General features: G+C 45.1%; 21 protein-coding genes. 11 read left to right on the forward strand and 10 right to left on the reverse strand.

The genetic code is table 11. The annotated features are described in order from the left end of the window. Window positions 1-56 precede the first annotated feature (56 nt). From ACR3I3_RS11595 to ACR3I3_RS11615, 5 genes are all read left to right on the forward strand, one after another. Window positions 57-407, forward strand: coding sequence for a hypothetical protein (locus tag ACR3I3_RS11595; protein WP_440953801.1), 351 nt, complete (start codon window positions 57-59; stop codon window positions 405-407). Further along, on the forward strand, window positions 404-2,101 hold the full coding sequence (locus ACR3I3_RS11600) for an FAD-dependent oxidoreductase (protein ID WP_440952401.1): 1,698 nt from the start codon (window positions 404-406) through the stop codon (window positions 2,099-2,101). Before ACR3I3_RS11595 ends, ACR3I3_RS11600 begins: the two co-directional genes overlap by 4 nt. Then, entirely contained in the window at window positions 2,101-2,859 is a 759-nt protein-coding gene (locus ACR3I3_RS11605; RefSeq protein WP_440952402.1) for a succinate dehydrogenase/fumarate reductase iron-sulfur subunit, read from the forward strand. Before ACR3I3_RS11600 ends, ACR3I3_RS11605 begins: the two co-directional genes overlap by 1 nt. Before the next feature lie 176 nt (window positions 2,860-3,035). Then, window positions 3,036-5,258 carry a DNA topoisomerase I gene (locus tag ACR3I3_RS11610; RefSeq protein ID WP_440952403.1) on the forward strand — a complete coding sequence of 741 codons (2,223 nt, stop codon included), beginning with the start codon at window positions 3,036-3,038 and terminating at the stop codon, window positions 5,256-5,258. A 21-nt stretch (window positions 5,259-5,279) separates the two neighbouring features. Continuing rightward, window positions 5,280-6,515: an MBL fold metallo-hydrolase gene (locus ACR3I3_RS11615; RefSeq protein WP_440952404.1), complete on the forward strand. Its 1,236-nt coding sequence runs from the start codon at window positions 5,280-5,282 to the stop codon at window positions 6,513-6,515. Window positions 6,516-6,602: 87 nt separating this feature from the next. Here the strand turns inward: ACR3I3_RS11615 and ACR3I3_RS11620 are convergent, their stop codons facing one another. The 3 genes from ACR3I3_RS11620 to mobA form a co-directional block, all read right to left on the reverse strand. Further along, on the reverse strand, window positions 6,603-9,773 hold the full coding sequence (locus tag ACR3I3_RS11620) for a nitric oxide reductase activation protein NorD (RefSeq protein WP_440952405.1): 3,171 nt from the start codon (window positions 9,771-9,773) through the stop codon (window positions 6,603-6,605). Window positions 9,774-9,778: 5 nt separating this feature from the next. Beyond that, window positions 9,779-10,603 (reverse strand): CbbQ/NirQ/NorQ/GpvN family protein, encoded by an 825-nt coding sequence (locus ACR3I3_RS11625; RefSeq protein ID WP_440952406.1) that lies wholly within the window; start codon window positions 10,601-10,603, stop codon window positions 9,779-9,781. 577 nt (window positions 10,604-11,180) lie between these two features. Continuing rightward, entirely contained in the window at window positions 11,181-11,786 is a 606-nt protein-coding gene (gene mobA, locus ACR3I3_RS11630) for a molybdenum cofactor guanylyltransferase (protein WP_440952407.1), read from the reverse strand. A gap of 89 nt (window positions 11,787-11,875) precedes the next feature. Between mobA and ACR3I3_RS11635 the strand changes: the two genes are divergently transcribed. Then, window positions 11,876-12,421: a ferredoxin domain-containing protein gene (locus ACR3I3_RS11635; RefSeq protein WP_440952408.1), complete on the forward strand. Its 546-nt coding sequence runs from the start codon at window positions 11,876-11,878 to the stop codon at window positions 12,419-12,421. A 62-nt stretch (window positions 12,422-12,483) separates the two neighbouring features. Here the strand turns inward: ACR3I3_RS11635 and ACR3I3_RS11640 are convergent, their stop codons facing one another. The 7 genes from ACR3I3_RS11640 to ACR3I3_RS11670 form a co-directional block, all read right to left on the reverse strand. Next, entirely contained in the window at window positions 12,484-14,460 is a 1,977-nt protein-coding gene (locus ACR3I3_RS11640; RefSeq protein ID WP_440952409.1) for a DUF460 domain-containing protein, read from the reverse strand. A 45-nt stretch (window positions 14,461-14,505) separates the two neighbouring features. After that, window positions 14,506-15,393: a serine/threonine-protein kinase RIO2 gene (locus tag ACR3I3_RS11645; protein WP_440952410.1), complete on the reverse strand. Its 888-nt coding sequence runs from the start codon at window positions 15,391-15,393 to the stop codon at window positions 14,506-14,508. 114 nt (window positions 15,394-15,507) lie between these two features. Beyond that, window positions 15,508-15,900, reverse strand: a complete 393-nt coding sequence (locus ACR3I3_RS11650; protein WP_440952411.1) for a DUF2111 domain-containing protein — start codon at window positions 15,898-15,900, stop codon at window positions 15,508-15,510. A 265-nt stretch (window positions 15,901-16,165) separates the two neighbouring features. Beyond that, window positions 16,166-17,086: a thioredoxin-disulfide reductase gene (trxB, locus tag ACR3I3_RS11655; RefSeq protein WP_440952412.1), complete on the reverse strand. Its 921-nt coding sequence runs from the start codon at window positions 17,084-17,086 to the stop codon at window positions 16,166-16,168. 15 nt (window positions 17,087-17,101) lie between these two features. After that, entirely contained in the window at window positions 17,102-17,344 is a 243-nt protein-coding gene (locus ACR3I3_RS11660; RefSeq protein WP_440952413.1) for a glutaredoxin family protein, read from the reverse strand. Between the two features lie 105 nt (window positions 17,345-17,449). Continuing rightward, a complete protein-coding gene (locus ACR3I3_RS11665; protein WP_440952414.1) occupies window positions 17,450-18,391 on the reverse strand; it encodes a hypothetical protein in 942 nt (313 codons plus the stop codon). Between the two features lie 202 nt (window positions 18,392-18,593). Further along, window positions 18,594-19,370 carry an archaellin/type IV pilin N-terminal domain-containing protein gene (locus tag ACR3I3_RS11670; RefSeq protein WP_440952415.1) on the reverse strand — a complete coding sequence of 259 codons (777 nt, stop codon included), beginning with the start codon at window positions 19,368-19,370 and terminating at the stop codon, window positions 18,594-18,596. Window positions 19,371-19,657: 287 nt separating this feature from the next. Between ACR3I3_RS11670 and ACR3I3_RS11675 the strand changes: the two genes are divergently transcribed. The 5 genes from ACR3I3_RS11675 (at window position 19,658) to trpA (ending at window position 23,679) form a co-directional block, all read left to right on the forward strand. Next, window positions 19,658-20,446 carry a hypothetical protein gene (locus ACR3I3_RS11675; RefSeq protein ID WP_440952416.1) on the forward strand — a complete coding sequence of 263 codons (789 nt, stop codon included), beginning with the start codon at window positions 19,658-19,660 and terminating at the stop codon, window positions 20,444-20,446. Continuing rightward, window positions 20,439-20,801 carry a hypothetical protein gene (locus ACR3I3_RS11680; protein ID WP_440952417.1) on the forward strand — a complete coding sequence of 121 codons (363 nt, stop codon included), beginning with the start codon at window positions 20,439-20,441 and terminating at the stop codon, window positions 20,799-20,801. Before ACR3I3_RS11675 ends, ACR3I3_RS11680 begins: the two co-directional genes overlap by 8 nt. 67 nt (window positions 20,802-20,868) lie before the next feature. After that, window positions 20,869-21,717, forward strand: a complete 849-nt coding sequence (locus tag ACR3I3_RS11685; RefSeq protein WP_440952418.1) for an indole-3-glycerol-phosphate synthase — start codon at window positions 20,869-20,871, stop codon at window positions 21,715-21,717. Further along, on the forward strand, window positions 21,714-22,898 hold the full coding sequence (trpB, locus tag ACR3I3_RS11690; RefSeq protein WP_440952419.1) for a tryptophan synthase subunit beta: 1,185 nt from the start codon (window positions 21,714-21,716) through the stop codon (window positions 22,896-22,898). Before ACR3I3_RS11685 ends, trpB begins: the two co-directional genes overlap by 4 nt. 1 nt (window position 22,899) lies before the next feature. Then, window positions 22,900-23,679, forward strand: coding sequence for a tryptophan synthase subunit alpha (gene trpA, locus ACR3I3_RS11695; protein ID WP_440952420.1), 780 nt, complete (start codon window positions 22,900-22,902; stop codon window positions 23,677-23,679). The last annotated feature ends 106 nt before the right edge of the window (window positions 23,680-23,785 follow it).

Raw genomic sequence — 23,785 nt, forward strand, 5'->3', positions numbered from 1 at the left:
CCGAGATGATGAACATGGCCTGTTTCCAGATCCTCGGAAATGATACAGCAATAACCATGGCTGCACAGGCAGGGCAGCTCGAGCTCAATGTATTTACTCCAGTACTTGCCCTCGATCTTCTCAGTTCAATAGAGATACTCACAGGCGCATCCATCTCATTTACGGAAAAATGTCTTCGCGGGATCACTGTTAACAAGGAGAGATGTGAGGATCTGGCAAACAAGAGCCTCGCCCTTGTTACCATACTGGCTACAAGGATCGGTTATGAGAAGGCGGCAGAGATCGCACACATTGCACACCGTGAGAACAAGAGCATAATAGATGTCGTGAAAGAAATTGGGATCATGGATGAAAAGGAAGCAGAAGAACTTCTTGATCCTAGCACTATGACAGGAACAGGGAAATGATAGCACATGATGTGGTCGTGATAGGAGGAGGTCTTTCAGGCCTGCGATGTGCCATCGAACTTCATGAAATGGGAATGGATGTTGCGATCATCTCTAAAGTCCCACCGATTCGCAGCCACTCCGGTGCTGCACAGGGGGGGATTAATGCATCTCTGGGATCCGACGACAGCTGGGAATCGCATGCATTCGATACCGTAAAAGGAAGTGACTATCTTGCCGACCAGGATGCGGTCGAGATATTGTGCAGGGAAGCTCCGGACAGGGTACTTGAAATGGAACACTGGGGCACCAATTTCTCAAGGAAGGAGGATGGTACCATTGCACAGCGCCCCTTTGGTGGTGCAGGGTTCCCGAGGACCTGCTATGCGGGTGACCGGACCGGACACAACCTGCTTCACACACTTCATGAAAGGGTCCTGCGTGCAGGTATCAAGGTATACAGGGAATGGCTTGTGACAAGGCTGATCATCGAGGATAATCGGTGTCTGGGCTTTGTTGCCATGAAACTGCTCAATTCCGAACTTGAGGTCTTCAAGACAAAGGCAACGGTCCTTGCCACGGGTGGATATGGACGTATCTACGAGAGATCCACCAATGCCATCATCAACAGGGGATTTGGCATAAGCCTTGCCTACCGGGCAGGAGTGCCTTTGCAGGATATGGAATTCGTGCAGTTCCATCCAACAACGCTATGGGGAACCAATATCCTCATCACAGAGGGTGCAAGGGGTGAAGGCGGATATCTCTACAACAAGGACCATGAAAGGTTCATGAAGGATTATGCAGCATCCTCAATGGAACTTGCACCAAGAGATATCGTTGCAAGGTCCATTCAGCAGGAGATCGATGAAGGCAGGGGGTTCCCCGGAGGATATGTACATCTGGACATCACGCACCTGGGGAAAGGCCTTATCGAAGAAAGACTGGGTGGTATCCGGCAGATAGCTATTGATTTTGCTGGAATTGACCCTGTAGAGGAACCTATTCCCGTACAACCCGGACAGCATTATTCCATGGGCGGCATCAGCTCCAACAGGGATGGGGCAACTCCTGCGAAAGGCCTGTATGCGATTGGGGAATGTGCTTGCATAAGTGTTCATGGTGCAAACAGGCTTGGAGGAAATTCACTTCTTGATACGGTGGTCTTTGGAAGAAGGGCAGGAATACATGCAGCTGAATATGTTGCATCATTTGGAGAAGATAAAAATGAAGAGGCAGAAGACAGAAATGACCCTCTGGAACAAGCCCTTAATAACGAAAGAACTGCGATCTCAGAGATGATGGAAGAAGACGGCGAGAGCTATTACAGCATCAGCGAGGAACTGAAGAAGACAATGCAGGAGAATGTCGGTGTCTTCAGAGAAAAGAAGAAGCTTGAGAAGGCTCTCGAGGATATCAAAAAGCTGGAAGAGAGGGCGAGATCACTCAGGGTAAGAACCACTGCAAAGGAGTTCAACCTTGAACTGCTCAATGCCATCGAACTCAGGGGGATGCTGGACCTGGCACATGTCATCACCCTGGGAGCACTGGTGCGTGAGGAAAGCAGGGGTGCACATTACAGGACGGACTTCCTTGAAAGGGATGATGAGAACTGGCTGAAGCACACACTCGCCTACCTGACACCGGAAGGACCACGGCTCGAATACAAGGATGTCACCATTACGAGGTTACAGCCACAAAAGAGGTCGTACTGATGATGAAACTAAAGATCAGGAGACAGGAAGGGAAAAAGTCCTGGTATGAGGTCTTTGAGGTTGAGGAACGACCCGGTATGACCGTTCTGGAAGCATTGTTCCATGTCCAGGAAAAGCTTGACGGAAGCCTGACATTCCGATACTCATGCAGGGGTGCCGTCTGTGGAAGCTGTGGAATGCTTATCAACAGAGTTCCAAGACTTGCGTGCAGGACACAGGTATCTGAGCTTCGAAAGGAACCGACCAACGAGGGAAACCCCGAAGTGCTGATCGCGAACAGGAAGACTGAAGAGAACAATGATGAGATACTGATCGAACCACTTCCAGATCTGGAGGTCATACGCGACCTGGTGGTGGATATGGAAGTATTCTATTCCCTGCTTGACAACGTAAGACCCTGGCTTGAGGTAAAAGAGGATGTTCCAGAGAAAGAGAACATAATTGACCATGAGATGCAGCTAATGATTGAGCAATATACTAACTGCATCCTCTGTGCGATATGCCACGGATCATGTCCTGTTGCTGCAAGAGATAAAAAGTACTACGGACCGGCAGCACTTGCAAAGGCATGGCGTTTTGACCTTGACCCAAGGGAAGATGAAAAGCACAGGGAACAGCGTCGTGATATTGTGGATTCGGTATCTGGAGTCTGGGGATGCGATACTGTTTACAGGTGTGTTGCAGTATGCCCGAAGAAAGTAGCACCAACTCAGGGTATAAACGAACTTCGCAAAAGGATAGAGCTAACTGAAAAATAAGGAGAGAAGAACAGATGAACTGTTATTGTCACATTAATAGTAGCACACTAATATATTTGTGCGATACAAAACTTTTTATTATATAAAGATTTTTCAACATCTGCATACTTATTATATCTACATTGGCAACATATTGACGTTTATATAATTACAAATTGATCATATCGGAGTTTTCGATGCATCTTATCATAGCAGAAAAGCACATTGCGGCTAAAAGGATAGCAACTATCCTTGCCCCCACGAAGCCAAAACAGGTACGTGTCAGCGGAATGGATACTTACGAGTACAATGACGAAGACAGGACTGTCGTAATGGGGCTTAGCGGACATATTGTTCAGCTGGACTTCCCGAAAGCGTACAACAACTGGCAGAAAGTAGAGTCAAGGGAACTTATCGATGCAGAGATCATCACAACACCAACACATGTGAAGATCGTGAGCGCACTCAAGAAGCTTGGAAAGGAAGCAACCCATGTGACCATTGCTACTGACTACGACAGGGAAGGAGAGCTGATAGGTGTCGAAGCACTGGAGATCATCCGGAATGTGAACCCGGATGTAAAGTTCGACCGTGTCTTCTACAGTGCAATCACAAAGAAAGAAATAGATGATGCTTTTGCAAATCCCGCATCTGTTGACTTCGATCTTGCTGATGCGGGCCATTCCAGACAGGTCATCGACCTCGTGTGGGGTGCATCACTTACAAGATATCTTTCGATCTCAGCCGGCAGGCTGGGCAAACTTTTCCTTTCGGTAGGAAGGGTTCAGTCACCCACCCTCGCACTGATCGTTGACAAAGAAAAGGAAAGGCAGGACTTTGTCCCGAAACCGTACTGGGAGATCTATGCCACCCTCAAGGACAAGAGTGGCGAGCTGTTCAATGTCCAGCACAAGACCCAGAAGTTCTGGGATAAGGAAGAGGCTGAAAAGGTAATGGACATCATCGGTGACAATGCAACGGTCTCCTCTGTTGAAAAGGCAAAGAAGAAAGACAAACCACCTACCCCGTTCAACACCACCGAGTTCATTGGTGCTGCAAGCTCCATCGGTTATTCGGCCGCCAATGCAATGAGAATCGCTGAATCACTCTATACCAACGGTTTCATCTCATATCCGAGGACCGATAACACAGTCTATCCGGAATCCATCGACATGAGAGCACAGATAGAGATATTCAAGAAAGGTACTTTCAAGGAATATGCAGAAAAACTCCTTGCTAAGGAAAATCTCGTTCCTACCCGTGGTAAGAAAGAGACCACCGACCACCCCCCTATCTATCCTGCATCACTTGCAAAGAAGAGTGAGCTCAATGACCAGGAGTGGAAGCTCTACGAGCTGGTGGTCAGAAGGTTCTTCGCAACATTTGCCGAAGAGGCCGAATGGGAAACACTGAAGGTCAGGTTTGACATCGAGGGAGAAGAGTTCAAGGCGAACGGTGCAAGGCTACTCCATGCAGGATGGCGCTGGTACTATCCATACAATGCACCTCAGGACAGGCTCCTTCCTGCCCTGGAAGAAGGTGATGTGCTCAGTATAAAGAGTAAGGAGATGCTGGACAAGGAGACACAACCACCCGGAAGATACGGACAGGGTAGGCTCATCAAGCTTATGGAAGAGCTGGGACTTGGTACAAAGGCAACACGCCACGATATCATCAGCAAGCTCTATTCAAGGGCATACGTTCACGGAAACCCGCTTCAGCCTACTAAGACAGCTTTTGCTGTTGTAGAGGCCCTTGAGAAATATGCACCTACCATCACAAAACATGACATGACGAGCAAGCTGGAAGAGGATATGGACCGTATTGCAGAAGGCAAGATCAAGGAAGATAAGGTCCTTAAAGAATCAAGGAAGATGCTCGATAATGTGTTCGCGGAATTCGAGGAGAACGCAGAAAACATATCAGAATCCTTGCGGGCAGGTCTTCGTGAGGATAAGGTCATCGGAATCTGTCAGGAATGTGGTTCAAAGCTCATGGTAAGACGCTCAAAGAGGGGAGCAAGGTTCATCGGCTGTGAAGGATATCCGGACTGTAATTTCTCACTTCCGCTTCCAAAGAGCGGACAGGTCATTGTCACTGACAAGACATGTGAAGAGCACGGGATCAACCACATCAAGATAATAAATGCCGGTAAAAGACCATGGGAACTTGGTTGCCCGCAATGTAATTTCCTGGAATGGAAGAGATCACAGGAAGAAGAGAAACGCAAGCAGCCTGAAACCCCGAGACCCGAGAATATCACTGATGTTCCCGGTATCGGAAAAGTTACAGCCAAAAAGCTGGAGGAAGCAGGTATCTCAAATGTGAATGAACTTGAGGAAGCGGATGCCATAGAACTTTCAAAGAACACCGGGATCTCCGTGGGAAAGATAATGAAGTGGCAGGAAGCAATTGAATAAACAAACAAAAGAAGTGGTAAAATGAAACTGGGATTCAAAGGCGGTTGTAAGGAAGTCGGACGTTCTGCAATTACTGTGAATGACGAGATACTGGTCGATTACGGGATAAAACCGGGAGAAGAGACACTTTACCCCGCGAATGATATCCAACCTAAAGCGGTCTTTGTTTCACATGGACATCTGGACCACTGTGGTGCTGTTGCGAACCTCATGGACATGAAACCCGATCTTTTCATGACACCACCTACTGCAGACCTTGCACACATACTGGCAAAAGACACTCTATCAATAGCAGAAAGGGAAGGAAGAGGCGTACCATTCACCGGCTGGGAACTCCAGCAGATGACACTTTGCACTAAAAAGGTTGACTACGGCATAGAATTCCATACCCACGGCTATACTGCACAGTTCTATAATGCAGGACACATCCCGGGCTCCTCAGCAATATATCTTGAAAAGGAAGGAAAGAGCATAATCTATACAGGTGATATTAACACCCGTGACACAAGACTTGTGCCTGCAGCAGATGAACTTCCGGGAGCAACTGCTCTCATAACAGAGAGCACATACTTCAATGAGGACCACCCCTCCAGAAAGGATACAGAAAGGGAGTTCATCGACTCCCTGAAGGATACACTTGACATGGGAGGAAATGTACTGATCCCTGCCTTCGGAATAGGCAGGACACAGGAAATACTCATGCTCCTCAGTGAACATGGAATTCCCTGCTATGTGGACGGAATGGGTGTGGGAATATACAAACTCCTGATGAAGTATCCGGATTACCTGAAGAACCACACACACCTGAAACATGCATTTGACAAGGCAATAATTGTCAAGGGAAGAAAAAGGGCAAGTGTTTCACTCCACGGTTCTGTTATCGTGACCACTGCCGGAATGCTTAATGGCGGACCCGTACTTTACTATCTCGACCAGCTCTACAAGGACCCGAAATCCAAGATCATGCTCACAGGATACCAGGTGGAAGGCACCAACGGAAGAATGCTGCTCGACACAGGCATCATTGAGAACGATGGAATCATCCAGCAGGTCCGCATGAAAGTAGAGCAGTATGACTTCTCAGCCCACTGCGGCGACCGTGAACTTAAGCAGCTTGTAAAAGAGTTCTGTGACAAAGGTGGAGAAAAGGTCTTCCCTATGCATGGCGAGAACGCTGAAGAGTTTGCTACATGGGTCACTGAAGAGATGGGAGTAGAAGGATATGCTCCTGCCAACGGTGAAGAGATCACAATATAATTTGCACAGGACACGATCAATGAATTGTAGCTTTAAAGGCTGCAATTCCACTTTTTTAGAAGTGACTCAAGGTTGGTGTTAAGCAGATCAGGTAGTTATCCTGTTGTAAAGCATCGGAAGCCTTTCCGGCAATGTGGCTGCATTATCGATTATGGTGTAGCCCACATCTGAGAAGATAGAGTCAAGGTACTCTCCCCCCTCACTGTCAACAGTAATACAGAAGAAGTGCATCCCAAGGGCATTTCCCTCCTGTATTGCAACCCTTGTATCCTCAATCGCGATCTTTCCCTGATATTTACCATCAGCAAAACCAAGATCATAAGGATCGCCATCAGAAAGCAGTACTAGGAGCTTGACCTTTGCTTCAACTGCCTTGAGCTTTGAGATGGAGTGCCTTATGGCAGCACCAAGCCTTGTGTTCAATGCCGGCTCAAGGGCACTGATCCTGCATTCCGCTTCTTGTGAGAAGGTCTCATCGAACTCCTTTATTGTATAGAACTCGACATCAGACCTCGTATTCCCGGAAAAGGCTGCTATTGCATACTTGTCACCTATGCTTTCAAGTGCCTGTGTCATTATTATAAGGGAATCCTTTTCCACATCAAGGATACGACGCCCGTTTTCCAGCTTCTTCTTCGTTGATGCGCTAATGTCCAGAAGGAAAAGTGTGGCCACATCCCTCTCCCGCTTGTCCCTTCTTATGTAAAGGCGATCCGTCGGGTTGATACCGGATTTCCGGTCAGCAAATGCCTCTATCATGGCATCAAGATCAAAATCATCCCCGTCCAGCTGCCTGCGTAACCTGCGAAAAGATTCCGGTTTCATCATCTTGAAAATCCGGTTGATCTGGGTGATCTCACGTGCATAATGTGCCCTTGACCCAAGGTAGAAATCATTGTCACTACCGGATGGAGATACTTCATAGACAGTACACCAGTCATTCTTGTAGTCCTGAATTCCGGAATCCCATTCATCGTAACTATAACTTCCAAGCACTTCCCAGTTCTTCGAATTTGCATATTCGGGACCTTTACCCGACCTTTCCTCCATCAGTTCCTTATCATCCGGCAATGTGGTCCGGGGAATAAAAGATTCCATCACCTGTTCCGTGAAGTTCTCATTGTTGCTTCTGGTGATACTCACCGAACCAACACCAATTCCACGATATTCAAAATTTCTTACAGGTTCATATTCCAGCAATTCCAGAGGACAAAATCGATAGGTAAGCATGTCATAGATATCGAAAGTTGCTTTAATTGAATCGAGTGTGGAAGAATCTGGCCTGAAAACGTGTCCCACAAGTATTTCCCGGATACGGTCCAGAATCTCCCTTAGATCCTCACCTATGCAGAATGACGGTTCAACATCCACAGACGTAAGCAAAAGGGATTCCATGAACTTACTAATATCAGATATAGGAACAGGTCTTTTTTGAGACATCTGAGTACGTACGTCCTCAAACTCCCGGCGTATTCCCCTGTAAAGGGAAGTCGTCATGTATTCCACCCTTGCATCCTCTATGATCCCCATTATGTCGGCTGCGATGAACGGTGCGGGGAGTTTTCCGATGATAGCTGCAATTATGGAAATATCAAAAAAAGAAGCTTCTGAAACCGGAACATCACATCTCCCCTCTGATATATTTGTAAATTCAGACAGCCGAATACCCCTCTTATCCAGCAGAGATAGAACATCCCCTTGTCCAAAAGATGAAGTTCCGAACTGGATGTGACCCACCTCATGCATCAAGCTCAGTTTATAGATAGTAAAGTTCTCCTCAAAATCACCGTATCCCTTTATAGTAGGTTCCAGATAGATCGTCCTGCCTGATACGATAGGGTTTGGATACATGCTGAAATCGCCGGGAAAGAAGCTCTTTGATCGTATGGTGAAATTAACTCCTGCGATACCCAATGAATAATATTTGAGCACCTTTGAAACACGTTTGAGGGCCACACCGCTCATCAGTTTTTCAGCAAAGCCGGTCGCACTCTTTGATCTCAGAGAGAAATAGGACCTTCCGCCACTTCTGTCCGACAATAGAATTGAGATCCCGTTCTTTGCCCATTCATCAAGCTCGGTTACATCGAGATCCTTTAAAAGTGAAGGTGAATTCCTGAAGAGATTGAATGCGCTTTCACTATCGATTTCGAATACATCAAGGCCGGTGTGAACCCATTTTTCGATCTCCCTGGGATGTATGTTGAGTAGCACATCCGACAGTATCGAGAAATAGATACCTGCAAGCATACTGTTCTTTTCTCCAAGAAGCTTTGCATTGGAGAATATGACCGAATAATATTTCCTGTCTGTGTTCTTCAATACAGAAAGAGAACTGTGGTAATAGTTCGAACCATAGAATGTCGAGCTCCGGGAAATGCTCATCCCGGCAGACAACCACTCTTCAAACTCTTCTCCTTCCAGATGAGTAAGCGCCTCAGGTGCATTTTCAAAGAAGCTTTCAACACATCTCCAGCAGATATGAGTAAGTTTCACACCAATATCGATAAGATGTCTTGTATCCTCCCGGTCATACCTTCGGAGATCCTTTTCAAGCCCCCGGAGAACAGAATCATAGAAAGTTATTATAGCCTCATGCTCCTCGTGTGAAAAGAGATCTTTGCCCATCCCCATGTACTCTTCAAGTTCTGAAATATCGATCCTGCCTATGAACTTTGGTGTTCGTTTCAGGAACAGATCCCCTGTTTCAATATCACCATCCGCAAGCTCCTTTCCTATGTGCACCCACTCGTCGAATTCGCTTTTGCTGATGGCGGCCACCACAAGAGGGGCGATTGAGAAGAACGTTAGAAAGAGATGAGGATCTATATCGGAAAAGCTCTTTGATCTTAACAAAATGATCTTTCGCTGATGTTCAGGCAGAACAGAAAATACATCTGCTGTCTGTTCGATAAAGTCAACAGCAACCTTCCATTTTCTTCCTGCCACATCTTTTGCTATCGGATACCAGATATCCAGCATATCCCTATCCATCAAAGAGTAGAGATCTCCGATACTTTCAAGAAATGCCTTTCCAGCACCCGGGTTCAGGGACCTGAGTTCGACTGCCATTTCCATCCATTCTTCAATTATGGAGGGATCTTTGATGAGGGATGAAAGGGTTTCCACAGGCAGTCTTTCAAATCTATCAGAGATACCTGAGACCTCAACATCGGAAAGACCATCCAGCAGACCTTCTGATCCCAGCTTCTCAATAATAGCCTTAAGATGAAAGGGCTTACCTTCATCCTGCGACATACTCTTCACTCCATTATAGCTGATATGATCTCATCGATGCTTTTCTGGAGATCATTGTCATCTGTGATCGGCTTTACCATGGCAACCCTGCATGCTTCACGTGGCTCTATTCCGGACCTTATCAGCATACCGGCGTATATGAGAAGACGGGTGCTCACGCCTTCCTCAAGCCCATGCTGTTTAAAATTACGTATGCGATGTCCGATATCCACAAGTGTGCGTGCCGTTCCCCCATCCACACCACTCTCATGAGCAACGATATCAGTTTCAAGTTCCGCAGGCGGATAGTCAAAATCAATGGATACGAATCTCTGCCTTGTGCTCTGCTTCAGGTCTTTCAGCACGCTCTGGTATCCCGGATTGTAGGAGATCGCCAGCATGAACTCGGGTGGTGCCTGAAGTACGATACCCAGCTTCTCGACAGGCATAATGCGTCGATCATCTGTCAGTGGATGAATGACGACCCTTGTGTCCATTCTTGCCTCAACGAACTCGTCAAGGTAGCAGATGGCCCCGCCCTTCAGGGCAGCTGTAAGGGGACCATCGTTCCATTCGGTACCTTCTCCCTTGATCAGGAACCTCCCGATAAGGTCGTTGGCCGTTAGATCCTCATGGCATGAGATGGTTATGAGAGGTCGACCCAGATGGAAGGCCATGTATTCAATAAAACGCGTCTTCCCGCAGCCGGTGGGCCCCTTTAGGCTCACAGGTAGCTTATTCTCATAGGCTGCTCTGAATATTTCGACCTCGTTTCCCACAGGAATATAGTACGGCTCTTCTTTGATTACGCATTCTTCAACACGCTGCTGGGAACAGATAATATCGGTCATTGGAATCACTCTTATATCCGGAATATAATTTTTGTGTTCAACATTGATAAGATTTTGCAGACCGAGCAGACGAATAGAAAGCGAATTGCAATTGGTCAAATTAAAATGTCAAAAAACATACGAAGATCAGATATCAGATGTTGAAGAAAAAAGAAGAAATTTGAAAGTACATTCCTTTTACAAACCCCTTTTACGTTTGATCCCAGGTTATATCTCATCCTAAGTTGAACATACGAGGGAAGAAAAAGAAAAACACTCACTTTGCAGGGATCCTGATAAATGCCTGCCCTGAACTTGAATAAAAACCGTTGCATTCTTCTTCGTACATAGTCTGTCCGGATTCATCTTCCTCTTGTGCTGATTCTGGATCTCTCAAATTATTCCCCTCTTTATCAAGCTAAATAGCTTGCAATTATGGGATGCACTAACATCCCCATTATAATTATGATGAGATTTTATATAAATATATTTTGATATGTTCCGGGAAAATAATCTAAACAGATAAATAACAAATATTTCCTGCAGAAATAAGGGATCTTAATAAGATACAAAATGTTTTCAAATGGCGGAACTCATATCAGCAAATGTCCAGTTTATCTATATCATCAAAAGTGTTGATATTGATAAATGTCCTCAACTGCGGATCGACCTCACGTATCTTCTCCATCTCAACCCCCACAACATCATCCAGTTCAAATACCGGTGCAAGTATGAACCTTTTACCTGAAGCTATTGAACTTTCGATCAAAGGAAGCATCGGTTCAACACGGTAGACACCGCACAAAGGCTCCATGGAACCGTCAGGACGAAGCGGGACAGCTGCATCATGACCTTCTGCACACCGGAACATGAACTCAACTACCTTCGGATCAATAAAGGGCATGTCACATGCGGTCACAAAGATATACTCACCGCTTGCTGCCCTGAAACCTTCAAGAATCCCTGCAAGGGGACCAATGTCAGAGTAGCTGTCAAGAACAAATCGCTTGCCAGGGGCATATGCCTCGAACTCTTTTTCCTGCTCTTCATCCCTGACAGAGATTAGCACTTCATCAACGATATCATCCAGTATGCTGATAGTTCTTTCAAGCAAAGACCTGCCATCACAGTTCATAAGGGCCTTTTCCGTGTTCCCGAGACGCCTGCCGCGCCCGCCTGCAAGGATAAGTGCAGATAATGTCATCCTGAACTATAATCAGAATGATAATACAAATAGATGTGTATCCCTTTTATGCAGAAATTATTAAGTCCGGAAATAACATAAAGATATTCATGAAGCTCAATCCTGAATCCGAAACAATTGAAATGCTTGCGAAGACCATACTTGTTGCAGCGAGAACAGCTCCTAAAGCCAAGGGAATGGACGATATTGTGACAGCATTACTAGAAGCTGAAGATATTGAGACCCTTGCCTCCTCCATGGAAGAGATGGGAGAAAAGAAAGGAGAAGGGTTTGCTTTCTTCAAACGTGATGCTCAGAACGTACGCAATGCAGACGCTATCATCCTCATCGGCTTCAAGACTGATGGGACGGTCGGGCTCAACTGTGGGTCCTGTGGCTTTGAAAGCTGTAAGGATATGCTCGAGCATTCAAAAGTGAACGTTGACTTTACCGGACCAAACTGTTCTTTCAAATACATCGATATGGGAATTGCACTTGGAAGCGCTGCTGCAAAAGCAAAGGACCTCTGTGTTGACAACAGGATCATGTACTCGGTTGGTGCAGGTGCACTGGCGGCCGGGCTTCTTGAAGCTGACATCGCATGTGGAATGCCTCTCAGTATCAAAGGCAAGAACCTGTTCTTTGACAGGAAATAAAGAAATACAAAAATAAGATTTCAGGATCTCGCGCTCAAGAAGTAAAAGGAAAGCGCAGCAGGTCAGGCAAGACCTCTGCGTCTCTCACTTCTGTACTCATCCACCAGATGCTTCAGTTTCTTTTCTTTTTCTTCCTGGCGTTTTCTTTCAGCCTGCTCTTCCCACTCATCCAGAGCCTTCTGAAGAACTTCCGGATCGATCACTGCAAGATCGTCAACCCTCTGTAACCTGACATTTTTTAGTAATGGGATATCCGCCCTGAAGAAAACATCTTCAGCAGCATATGTAACATTCGAGGAAGTTATCACTGCACGAACTCCAAGTTCAACAACCATCGAAGCAGTCACTGTACTTCCACCACTTGCATCTTCAAGTAAGATGACATCTCCTTTCTTGATGTTAAGACGATCCTTCGTTTCCAGTATAGCCTCACGGGTAAATGTAGGAAGGATCTTTACAGGAATTCCCTCACCCTTGAGCTCCATCTTCCTGATCTGCTTAAGTTTCCTTATATCGTTGTGAGCTCTTTTTAGTGACTTCTTGGACCTGTTCAGGTCCTTTTTCAGGGCTGAGATCTTATGGTCCCGTATTTCTATCTCCTTGTCCCTGCGGATCTCCAGATGGTTGGCTTCCCTCATCTTTTCAAGTTTGAGCTCAAGTTTTGAGATACGCTTATCCTTCGCCTTTAGCTCCTTCTTGAGCTCACGCACGTAATCCTTGAGATTGATGATCTGGGTATCCTTTAACTTCAGCTTCTCTGAGACCTTCCTCTCCCTTTCTACAACATCCTCATCAGCAACCTGCAGTGGTTCAACAGGTTTCTTCTCAGGAAGTGGCACCCCGGATACTTTCTCAATGGCTTCACCTATGGAAGATCCCTGAATGACATAGAGCTTGATCTGGTCCAGGTCAAGGTGAGGAGGTGCTTTCTTCTCAACACGAGAGAACATGTTCTTGTAACTGCGATAAGCATAAAGAGCTGCTGCAAGGGAATCACGCTCATGGTCATTGGAATAACCATATGGCCTGCCAAGGGCGATCTTCTCTTCAGAAGAGATCTCCGCAGAAGGCGTATTTATCACAGCATTGAAGCTGCGCCTGATCTTCTCCACGGCACCTGGTGTCGGGGTGACATCCGTAGCTATTACTGCAGGTTTGCCATATTCAGCTATAAGTTTTACAACTTCATCATGGGAGATTCCGCGAATACTTTTCAGTAGCTGAAGTTCACCTTCAAAAGATAATATAGCTATTCCTACTGTGGTCCCGGGATCGATACCCACGATAGTAGGACGCCTTTTGAGCTTCTTCAGGGGAGTATAATGGATCTTGTCACGCACCACACTGCTAACATTGATCTGGGCATCTGCTGTGGAACCAGAACCAACTGGCACCTGATCCCTTCTGGCAAATACTGTGAACTCGGCACGCACATAACCCCCGAAACCCTTGGAGATCCTGGAATCGTAAGTAAAGCCACGCTCTTTTGAAGCTTTCTTGAGTATCGCTTCGACCTCACGGGCTCTTTCTCTCACAGCCCCATGGACCTTGCGGCGATACCTGTTCTGGCTCCACCCGCCGCGTCCAAGTGAACGTGCACGACTTACCTTGATCTTCGTGATATCCTCAAAAAGGGATACTTCAGAGCCTACTCCCATGCCGGCTAAGCGTGCACATACCTCTGCCTCTTCATTGGGATCGAACTGATTAAAGGACAAGCCATTCTCCTTCGCAAGATGCAACAGGGACTTCTTGTGCAGTCCGCCTGTGACCTGTACCAGTGTAACCCCTTCCGGAAGTTTCTCCAGAAAACGCACAAGCTCCTTCTTCACGGGAGCGAGTTCGAAAATATTGTCCACTGCTATATATTCAGGATGTTCTTCACGGACCATCTTCAAGATACGCGGAAGGCGCACCATTGTATGATGGGTTATTTCCCCCCCTTTCAGCACCGCAACTGCATACTTTGGCAACTCCTTTGCACGGGAGGAACCTTTTGCGATGTCGATGCCGAATATTACCCCACTTTCCATAACCATATAATTAAAATTGGGCGGATATAGCATATAACTATAGCATATGCATCATTCATCTTTTATAAAGCGAAGGACTTCACCCAGATCCTTTTCCAGATTGTACTTTCTCCTGAAATGGGTCAGAACGTTGAAAACATCCCTCTCAAGCAGCTCATCTGCATGTGGATGAGCTAAAGTAACATATTGTGGCCAGTCAATGAACTCCACACCTTCATCACTGACGAAGATATTGTATTCACTAAGATCAGAGTGTATGATCCCAAGAGAATGAACGACCTTTATCTGTGAAAGGATCTCATCGAGAACCCATACCGGTTCAAGAAGTTTTGTCTTTAAAAGGAGGCTTCCCTTTGCAGGAGCCATAACTATAGCATGCCTGTTGTAATCAAGAGGTTTTGGAATAGAGACCTTCCCATATAAAGTATTCAGGATGTCATATTCCCTTTTGGCTGCAAGCCGGGCTGCATATATCCAGGAGAAGTGTTCCCTGTCAACAAGGTGGTCCCTGACCCTTTTCACATTCTTGAAGCTTGTCCTGCCTTCCCTGTGGAACTTGATGATTACAGGAACAGGCTCTGCAATTGCGAGCTCGGGTTCCCTGATAGCCTCATGAACGACCGATTCCTTGCCAACGCCGATCTCATCGCCTATGGCACTGACACTGCCCCTTTTAACAAATGTGTTAAGTGCAAGAGCATCATACCCGTCAAAATAGATCTGATAGCCCTCATAGGGAGTCTTGGTACCCACTACCATGTTAGACCTGAAAAGCTTGAAGAGCCTGTACTCTAACTGATCGAAAGAGAGCTTGGTATACTTTTGGATCTCTTCGAGAGGTACCCACTCATAGTTTTTCATCCCGATCTCAATACCGGTCAGAATTCGAAGGTCCTTACTGTCCAGTTTCCTGAAAACCTTGAGAACATCATCTATCATTGACAGTAATTGTCCTGCATATTAAAGAGTCTTTTGTTGTCGGATTGAAAATGAAACAAAAATATAAAGAAAAGAAAGAAAGCGAAACGAAATAAAATGTAGGGTCGTATGTCATCAAGACATACGTTTTTTGGCTTCCTCGACCTCATCCACGATGTCAGGATATTCACGGAAGACCGAAAGGATATCAAGAGCAGCTACCAGATCCACAAGACCAAGCGCCCCTAAGATCGCACCATCGTTAGACCTTATAGGAACAACTACAACTGCCTTACCCTTATAGACACCTGTGGCAGGAACCTTCCTTATGATCTCATTCTTTTCCAGAACCTCTTCCAGAACAGGACCTGTATAGTCATCGTCCAGTATCTGGCCTTTCTCCATTCGAATACCATGACGCTCTTTGCTTCGTATAGTAGTGGGGATCCCCAGAAGAGAATGCACCGCTTCTGCAATTGGCTTTAGCTCTTCTGAAGTTGAATCTTCACAGATCTTCAAACATGTCATATTTTAAAACCACCTGAAGTTAAGACAAGGTTATCTATTTACCCTTATTCATAGCTATCCTTTAGGATAGTATGTTACCGATCAATGATATCTGCCATTCCCAGGCCGTTCTGACCAGGATCCATTGATCTGGCATTATATATAAGCAATTAAGTATTACTCATTACTTAGTATATAGTATTTATTAGTGACTACCTATTCATTTATTAGCCATAAGTTATATATATCCACGATATTTGAAAGAGAACAACCTCCCCCAAAAAAGTCATTCTGCTTTATGCTTCATAGCGGACACATACTCATAGGCCTCAAATGCAGCAATGACTCCATCGCTTGCAGCAGTTATCACCTGACGCAAAATGGATGTCCTGCAATCCCCGGCTGCAAATATTCCCGCTTCTGATGTAGCCATTTTCTCATTGGTTACGATGAATCCATAATCATTTTTATCAACATCAATGAATTCAGTGTTAGGCTCGACTCCAACATAGATGAAAACACCATCTATAGGACTTGTCCAGGTCTCACCGGATTCCGTATTTCTAAGTACGACTTCCCTTACAATGGAATCACCGATTATCTCCTCAAGTTCAGTGTTCCATGAAAACTCGATGTTAGGTTTTGCAAAAGCCCTGTCCTGAAGCATCTTTGATGCACGAAGTTCATCCCTTCGATGCACAACACATACTGAAGCAGCGAGATCTGAAAGTATCAGGGCATCTTCTATTGCAGATTCCCCACCACCAACAACGATCACATTTCGACCTTTAAAGAATGGACCGTCACAGGTAGCACAATATGACACACCTTTTCCACGGAACTCTTCCTCTCCCGGAACTCCGAGCTTCTTTGGATTTGCACCGGTAGCAATTATCAGGGTGAAAGTTTCCAGATCCCCCACATCCGTGCTTATGATCTTAAGATCACTTTCAGACCTTACTCCCAGAACATCCCTGCTCTCCACCACAACACCGGCTGCTTTCGCATGCTCAGAGAACTTTTCCATCAGATCAATTCCATTGATAGAAATAAAGCCCGGATAATTCTCAACTTCACCGGTGGTTGATATCTGCCCGATAACAAATCCTTTCTCAAGGACCAGTGTGTTCAACCCATAACGTACCGCGTATATAGCGGCAGAAAGGCCGGCAGGCCCTCCCCCTATAATGATCAGATCATATACCACTTTGAACGACCCCCATCAGGATAATTTATGAAGTGCATCTCCCTTTTTAGGAACACCAACAAAAGCTACCTGACCATCGATAATGGTTGTAGGAACAGCCATTATGGAATACTGCTCAGAGAGAGCATCGCCTTCCGGAGTATCAATATCAACTTCCTCATACTCAAAGTCATGTTCTGATCGAAGATCATTCCATAACTTTTTAGCAGCAGGACACACGTGACACCATGAAGCATGAACAAGAGTAACTTTTACCATTAAACTATCTCCCCTGATTATTCAAGTAACAAAATAGGATATGTAACTCATCTATTAAAAATACACACCAAAAAAGAAAATGAAAAGGGCCAAATCCATTTAATGTTACTGAACATTGAGCCATACCGGATCGAGCTGCCCGGAATATCTGGTTCCGGCATACTCAAACACGACCATTGGATCTTCTATGGCAACCCATCCCGGTACAGCCGGAGTAACATCCCATGTTTTCTTCACAGCCTCACCCGGATCAATTTTCCCAAAAGACAATACGGGCTTCTTCACTTTAACAATCCCCGGGAAATTACCGATGATCGTAAGATTGTCATATGGCTGCTGAGAGAAGTTCTTGACCCAGACATCCACCGGAGCTTTCGACCCTGCAGCATACATCTGGACTGGCACGAACCTGATGAATTGTACAAGAGTTTCTTTTTCCACAGGCACCGCATTGGATATATCAATCACCTGAGCACCGGAACCCCCACCGGATTTCTCCTTTTTGTTAAGATATAGACCCAATACCAGTATAGAAACCGTTACTCCCGAGATTATCGGAAGGTTGTTTATGATGGGATCAAGCGGTGTCGAGGCAGCTTCTACACCCTCAAGTGCTTCGGAAGTAGGGATAGGTCCATCAAGATCCACTTTTGTGATAAGCCAAATTCCGCCAACTTTCTGGAGCCTGAAATAGATCAGTTTTTCATTCGTACCGGTAGCCGTGTTCTTTTCAAAACGAGTGATAGTGCACACAGCAGTAGCATAACTTACATCCCTATCAACAACAATGTCTTTCACTTCAAATTGCTCTATAGAACCGACCAGAATACCCCTGTTCTTGAACTTGATCTCCAGCGTAGCAGGTACAAGGAAGTCCTTACCTTCATAATAGGAAAAAGCAGTGTTAATATCACCTTCATTAAAAGAGGTAAGGAAAGAAGATACGGTTTCGTTCACCGCTTCCTCGCCACCTGAACCCAGACAACCGCTACCCGCTACAAGCAGCACAAGTGCACATATAACTGCACATAACAACTTTTTTACCAACACTACCACCATATGAAAATGACCCCTCGCATAAGCTATGCACTTTTTGCTGTGCAAAGGCTTTGTACAATATAATAAGGGATTTTAAGCTTACTAACTTGAGATTAATATAAAGAAACCAGTATAAATTTATAACTGCAAAAATCTGTTTTTGAAAATAAAGTCATCAAAAAGTAAAAAGAATAAGGTGAATTAGTTCACCTTATGGATAAAGTCCGATGTTTGTGTCTACACCGAAGGATGGTGCAGTAAATGTAGCAGTGGTTGATGAACCTGCTTCAGGTGTCAGCAGTATGCTGAGTTCTGATCTTGGTTCGATTGTGAGACCGGAGTCTTCAAGATCTGATACAGTTACATCGCCAACAACAGTGTTAGTAGCTGCACCACTTGCTGCAGTGGATATGTAGATTGTAACAAGATCTCCCTGGTTCATAATTGGATTAGCCTGTGAGAATGACTCGTCTTCGTCCCTAATCTTCTCGACGGTGAAGAAGTACTTGCTATTGTCACCACCGGTTTCAGTAGTGCTTTCAGAGAGCAAGTTAATCAGATTAAGGGTAGCATTAGTCTCAGAGAAACTGTCCATTGTAGCACCATATGTCTTGTCATTTCCTGCATAGACAAGATCATTTGTATTGGTACCATCAGTTATAGTGATGACAACCTGATTAAGATCGATGTCGGAACTACCAATGTTAAGTGCCACTTTGACCTTAAGGAGGTCAACAGTGTCAGAGAGATTGCCACCAGCATCAGCTGATCTTACACCTTCAATACTCTTGACCATCATGTTGGATGATACTTCCTGAGCAGCCTGCTGGCCGGTTGATGATGCTCTTTCCTGAAGGACTCCAGAAGTCTGGATCAATACTGCGGCAGCTACAGCGGCTACCAATACCATTGCGATGAAGATAATAAGTGTGCCGATACCTACCTGTGCACGCTCATCGCTTTTCATCAGATGTTTGTTTGCTTTCATATATTTATCTCCTCATAGAGTTAATTCAATAATCGAGATTTTACCCATCATGCATTTTTCATACAAGTTCAAAGTCGGGACAGTGAACGTGGCGATCATCCATAATCTTGTTAAATCATGAACAAACAATGCTATATAGCATTTAACTATATAATTATCATAATGATTATGAGATATTTGATATAAATACTCTCCGGTTTGAAAATTCAAACAAAGAACAGATACAAATCCGACATAATTAAAAAATATATATCAGAAAGTTATTATTTATTTAAAAAGGGGATAAGATGAGTGCAGGGCTGCTTTTAAATACTACGATATGTTTCGCCATCACAATTATATCAATAACGTTCACAGTAGTTATCCTGAAGACCAAAACCTTATGGAACAATAACACAAAACCAACACTTGAAGCACTTATGATACTCTGGGCACTTATCTCATCCACATATTTGTTCACAGCATTTCGCATGGTAGCTGCTTATTCCGGGAATACAGAACTTGATATGGCGATCTATTATGCAACAGCGGTTCCTTTCGCTTTCACATCGGTACCCCTGGTATATACATTGATATATATACTTACAGGAAATAAAAAGACAAGCACACTTACTGGATCGATCTTCGCAACATTCGGATTAACATATCTTGCATTCCTTTTCGACAAGGGAATCATGCAACCACAGGTTTCATACTGGTCATCCCTCATAACAATAAATAGCAATATTGCTATTGAGATCTATCTTGCAGGGCTTTTCATATTGCCAACTGCAATGATATTGGGAATAATGGGATTGATGATTCTAAGGAGAGTCCAAAAAAAACATCTTTACCACACAACACTGCTGCTTGTAGCAATATCCTTTGTCATAGACTTCATGCTCATAGATATGATAACCAACATCGATGTACTGCAACTGGTTGCAAGAATATTCATCCTGATCGGAACAGTGCTTGCATATCTGGCATATTTCCCGCCAATGACGCTGCAGGAGAGACTCGGGATCGAAGAAAAGAAGTATAAACCATACAATGAAGCAGAAGAAAACGATCTCGAGGTAAATACAAATGCCTGAAGCGATCGATATCAATCATGAGAAAGAGGTTGCAGAATTCTACCAGTCCCTTGGGATCAATCAGGGACCAGGAGATATCCAATATCGTATCATACTGCTTGTGCTCAAGAAGAATGAAGGGAAGATCACGGAGTTCTCTCAGATCAGGGAGTACACGGACCAGATCGCAGATCGTGGAAGCATAGGAAGCAAGATGAAAAATGTTTTCCAGCTTGAAGGTCTTGCCGAAAAAGTACAGAGAGGAGGATACGTCATAACAGATAAGGGGCTGATAGCTGCTAATTTCCTCAAGGATACTTCAGCATTCTACAAAAAGACAAAGAAGATCAGGAAAATTCTTGACCGCTTGCCTTGATCCGCAAACTATATATGCACATAAACTTATGTACATAATTGAACATTGTTGTACATAAGTGGTTATTATGCATTCAATAATACATGATATTATCAATTCAACTGAAACTCGGGTCAGAGAACTTCATAATACTGAAAGCGATGAAGTCCTTCCATTTATTTCTGCCCACGATACAGCCAGGAATACACAGAACATCATAAATTCAATATTATCAAAAAAGCAGGAAGGAAAAGCCCCAATCATTTCCGAGGTAAAGCCGGCATCGCCCTCAATGAAGATAAGGAAAATCGATCCTGCAGAAGCAAAAAGAATTGCCATGGAAATGGAAAGAGCAGGGGCAGCTGCCATCTCCGTTCTGACGGAGCCCGAATTCTTTGAAGGGTCCATAGAGAACCTTAGATCAGTCAGGGAGAACGTAGCCTTACCCGTCCTCAGGAAGGACTTCATAATCGATAAGGCACAGTTCGACGAAGTCAAAAGTGACCTGATCTTGCTCATCGCAGGCATCCTGAACGATAAGCTTGAAGAGTTCATCCAGTCTGCCCGTTCAAAAGGTTTCGAACCCCTGGTAGAGGTACACAACAAAGAGGAATTACTCAATGCTCTTGAGACATCTGCGAAGATCATTGGTATCAACAACAGGGACCTCACAACAATGAAGACTGATATTTCAACGACAGAAGAACTCATACCACTTATAAAAGAACATGACAGCAGAACCAATACTGAACACCTTATTATAAGCGAGAGCGGCGTACATACTACAGATGACGTTAGAAGGATGATCTCTTCTGGTGCCGATGCTATACTCATCGGAACATCAATTGTGAAAAATAGCGACATATACAATAAGACAAAGGAGCTCGTTGATGCTCTTGAAACATGTACAAATGACAATGAGGAGGAAATGATATGAGTGGACCAAAGTATGGCAAGTACGGAGGACAATTTGTCCCGGAGATACTTATGCCGGCCCTTGAGGAACTCGAGGAAGGATATGAAAAATACAGGAACGACCCCGAATTCCTTAAGGAACTGAACTACTATCTCAAAGACTTTGCCGGACGTGAAACCCCACTTTATTATGCAAAGAACATGAGCAAAAAGTACGGGGTCAAGATCTACCTGAAAAGAGAGGATCTTGTCCATGGCGGTGCACACAAGCTGAACAACACCATCGGCCAGGCACTTCTTGCAAAATATATGGGAAAAACAAGACTTGTAGCTGAGACCGGCGCAGGACAGCATGGAACTGCAACTGCCATGGCCGGCACCAACATGGGATTCCAGACCCACGTATATATGGGAGCAAAGGATACCGTAAGGCAGCGAATGAACGTTTACCGCATGGAACTTATGGGAGCTACTGTCCACCCGGTAGAATCCGGCTCAAAGACGCTCAAGGATGCAATTAACGAGGCATTAAGGGACTGGGTCTCAAATGTTGAGAACACGCATTATCTCATAGGTTCTGTAGTTGGACCACACCCATATCCGATGATGGTAAGGGATTTCCAGAGCGTGATCGGAAATGAGGTCAAACAGCAGATAATGGAAAAAGAAGGACGATACCCGGATTCAATAGTAGCCTGTACAGGCGGAGGCAGCAATGCAATGGGAATATTCCACCCGTTCGTTGAAGAGAAAGACGTGAAGCTCGTTGCTGTGGAAGCCGGAGGTAGCGGCATGAAATGCACGGAAAAAGCTGCACTTCACTCTGCATCCCTTTCTGTGGGAGAGGACGGTGTGCTTCAGGGAGCTCGAACCAGGATCCTTCAGGACAGATACGGACAGATCCTGGAATCAAGTTCTGTCTCTGCCGGACTGGACTACTCAGGAGTGGGGCCGGAGCTGGCATACCTTGCAGACATTGGCAGGATCACACCTCGTGTTGCAAATGATGATATGGCACTCAAGGCATTCCATGAGCTCAGCCTTATGGAAGGAATCATCCCTGCGCTGGAGTCCTCACATGCAGTGGCACATGTCATGGAAGCTGCAGGATCAGGAGAGCTCGGCGAGCTTGTGGTGATCAACCTTTCAGGAAGAGGCGACAAGGACCTTGAAGCTGTTCGAAAGATCGACCTGGGTGAGTAATATGAAACTATCTACCAAATTCAATGAACTTAAAGCAAAAAATGAAGCTGCATTGTTGTCATACGTTTGTGCAGGCGATCCGGATATCGGATCAACTCCCGGGATCGTGGATGCACTGATAAAAGGCGGTGCAGATATCATCGAACTGGGATTGCCATTCTCAGACCCGGTTGCGGACGGACCTACCATACAGGAAGCATCCGAGAGAGCACTGAAAGCCGGAATGAACCCTGACAGGTATTTTGAACTTGTTGCATCCCTGAATGTGGATGTACCTCTTGTCTGCATGACATACTACAACCTGGTATTCCAGCGTGGCCTTGAGAAGTTCGTAGAGGATTGTGTTAGCTCAGGCATTAGCGGACTTATAATACCGGATCTGCCTGCAGAGGAAAGTGAAGATCTTGCGAAAGCCTGTGCAAATAAGGATGTTGACCTGATATTCCTGATATCACCGGTAACAACAGATCAAAGGATAAAGATGATACTGGAGAAATGTTCCGGGTTTGTCTACATCGTATCAAGACTTGGAGTCACAGGGGCACGTTCAGATGTAACAGATGCGACCGCACAGATACTTTCAAGGGTGAAGACCGATGTACCAAAGGCAGTCGGATTTGGGATTTCCAACGGAGAACAGGCTTTAAAAGTGGTTTCAGCAGGAGCTGATGGAGTAATTGTAGGATCCGCTTTCGTGGATATAATAGCATCCGGGGAAAATGTCAACCAACGTCTTGAAGAGCTTGCAAAGGACATTAAGAACGGATGCAGAAATGACTGATAGCACCTGATATGATCTGAATGCAACAATAGAAGTAATTCAAAAAATAATAGAGAAGGTCTTTGGGAGATCATATCCCAAAGACCTTTTTTGTTATGAACCTGTT

The sequence above is a fragment of the Methanococcoides mangrovi genome, from assembly GCF_052057775.1.
Classification (GTDB): domain Archaea; phylum Halobacteriota; class Methanosarcinia; order Methanosarcinales; family Methanosarcinaceae; genus Methanococcoides.

Coding starts and splice junctions, on each gene's coding strand:
- ACR3I3_RS11600 (WP_440952401.1), top strand. CDS start 404: ATGATAGCACATGATGTGGTCGTGATAGGAGGAGGTCTTTCAGGCCTG.
- ACR3I3_RS11640 (WP_440952409.1), bottom strand. CDS start 14,460: ATGGTTATGGAAAGTGGGGTAATATTCGGCATCGACATCGCAAAAGGT.
- ACR3I3_RS11670 (WP_440952415.1), bottom strand. CDS start 19,370: ATGAAAGCAAACAAACATCTGATGAAAAGCGATGAGCGTGCACAGGTA.
- ACR3I3_RS11660 (WP_440952413.1), bottom strand. CDS start 17,344: ATGGTAAAAGTTACTCTTGTTCATGCTTCATGGTGTCACGTGTGTCCT.
- ACR3I3_RS11605 (WP_440952402.1), top strand. CDS start 2,101: ATGATGAAACTAAAGATCAGGAGACAGGAAGGGAAAAAGTCCTGGTAT.
- ACR3I3_RS11610 (WP_440952403.1), top strand. CDS start 3,036: ATGCATCTTATCATAGCAGAAAAGCACATTGCGGCTAAAAGGATAGCA.
- ACR3I3_RS11685 (WP_440952418.1), top strand. CDS start 20,869: ATGCATTCAATAATACATGATATTATCAATTCAACTGAAACTCGGGTC.
- trpB (WP_440952419.1), top strand. CDS start 21,714: ATGAGTGGACCAAAGTATGGCAAGTACGGAGGACAATTTGTCCCGGAG.
- ACR3I3_RS11650 (WP_440952411.1), bottom strand. CDS start 15,900: ATGACATGTTTGAAGATCTGTGAAGATTCAACTTCAGAAGAGCTAAAG.
- ACR3I3_RS11595 (WP_440953801.1), top strand. CDS start 57: ATGGCTGCACAGGCAGGGCAGCTCGAGCTCAATGTATTTACTCCAGTA.
- ACR3I3_RS11615 (WP_440952404.1), top strand. CDS start 5,280: ATGAAACTGGGATTCAAAGGCGGTTGTAAGGAAGTCGGACGTTCTGCA.
- ACR3I3_RS11620 (WP_440952405.1), bottom strand. CDS start 9,773: ATGTCGCAGGATGAAGGTAAGCCCTTTCATCTTAAGGCTATTATTGAG.
- mobA (WP_440952407.1), bottom strand. CDS start 11,786: ATGACATTATCTGCACTTATCCTTGCAGGCGGGCGCGGCAGGCGTCTC.
- ACR3I3_RS11645 (WP_440952410.1), bottom strand. CDS start 15,393: ATGATAGATGATGTTCTCAAGGTTTTCAGGAAACTGGACAGTAAGGAC.
- ACR3I3_RS11625 (WP_440952406.1), bottom strand. CDS start 10,603: ATGACCGATATTATCTGTTCCCAGCAGCGTGTTGAAGAATGCGTAATC.
- trpA (WP_440952420.1), top strand. CDS start 22,900: ATGAAACTATCTACCAAATTCAATGAACTTAAAGCAAAAAATGAAGCT.
- ACR3I3_RS11635 (WP_440952408.1), top strand. CDS start 11,876: ATGAAGCTCAATCCTGAATCCGAAACAATTGAAATGCTTGCGAAGACC.
- ACR3I3_RS11680 (WP_440952417.1), top strand. CDS start 20,439: ATGCCTGAAGCGATCGATATCAATCATGAGAAAGAGGTTGCAGAATTC.
- ACR3I3_RS11675 (WP_440952416.1), top strand. CDS start 19,658: ATGAGTGCAGGGCTGCTTTTAAATACTACGATATGTTTCGCCATCACA.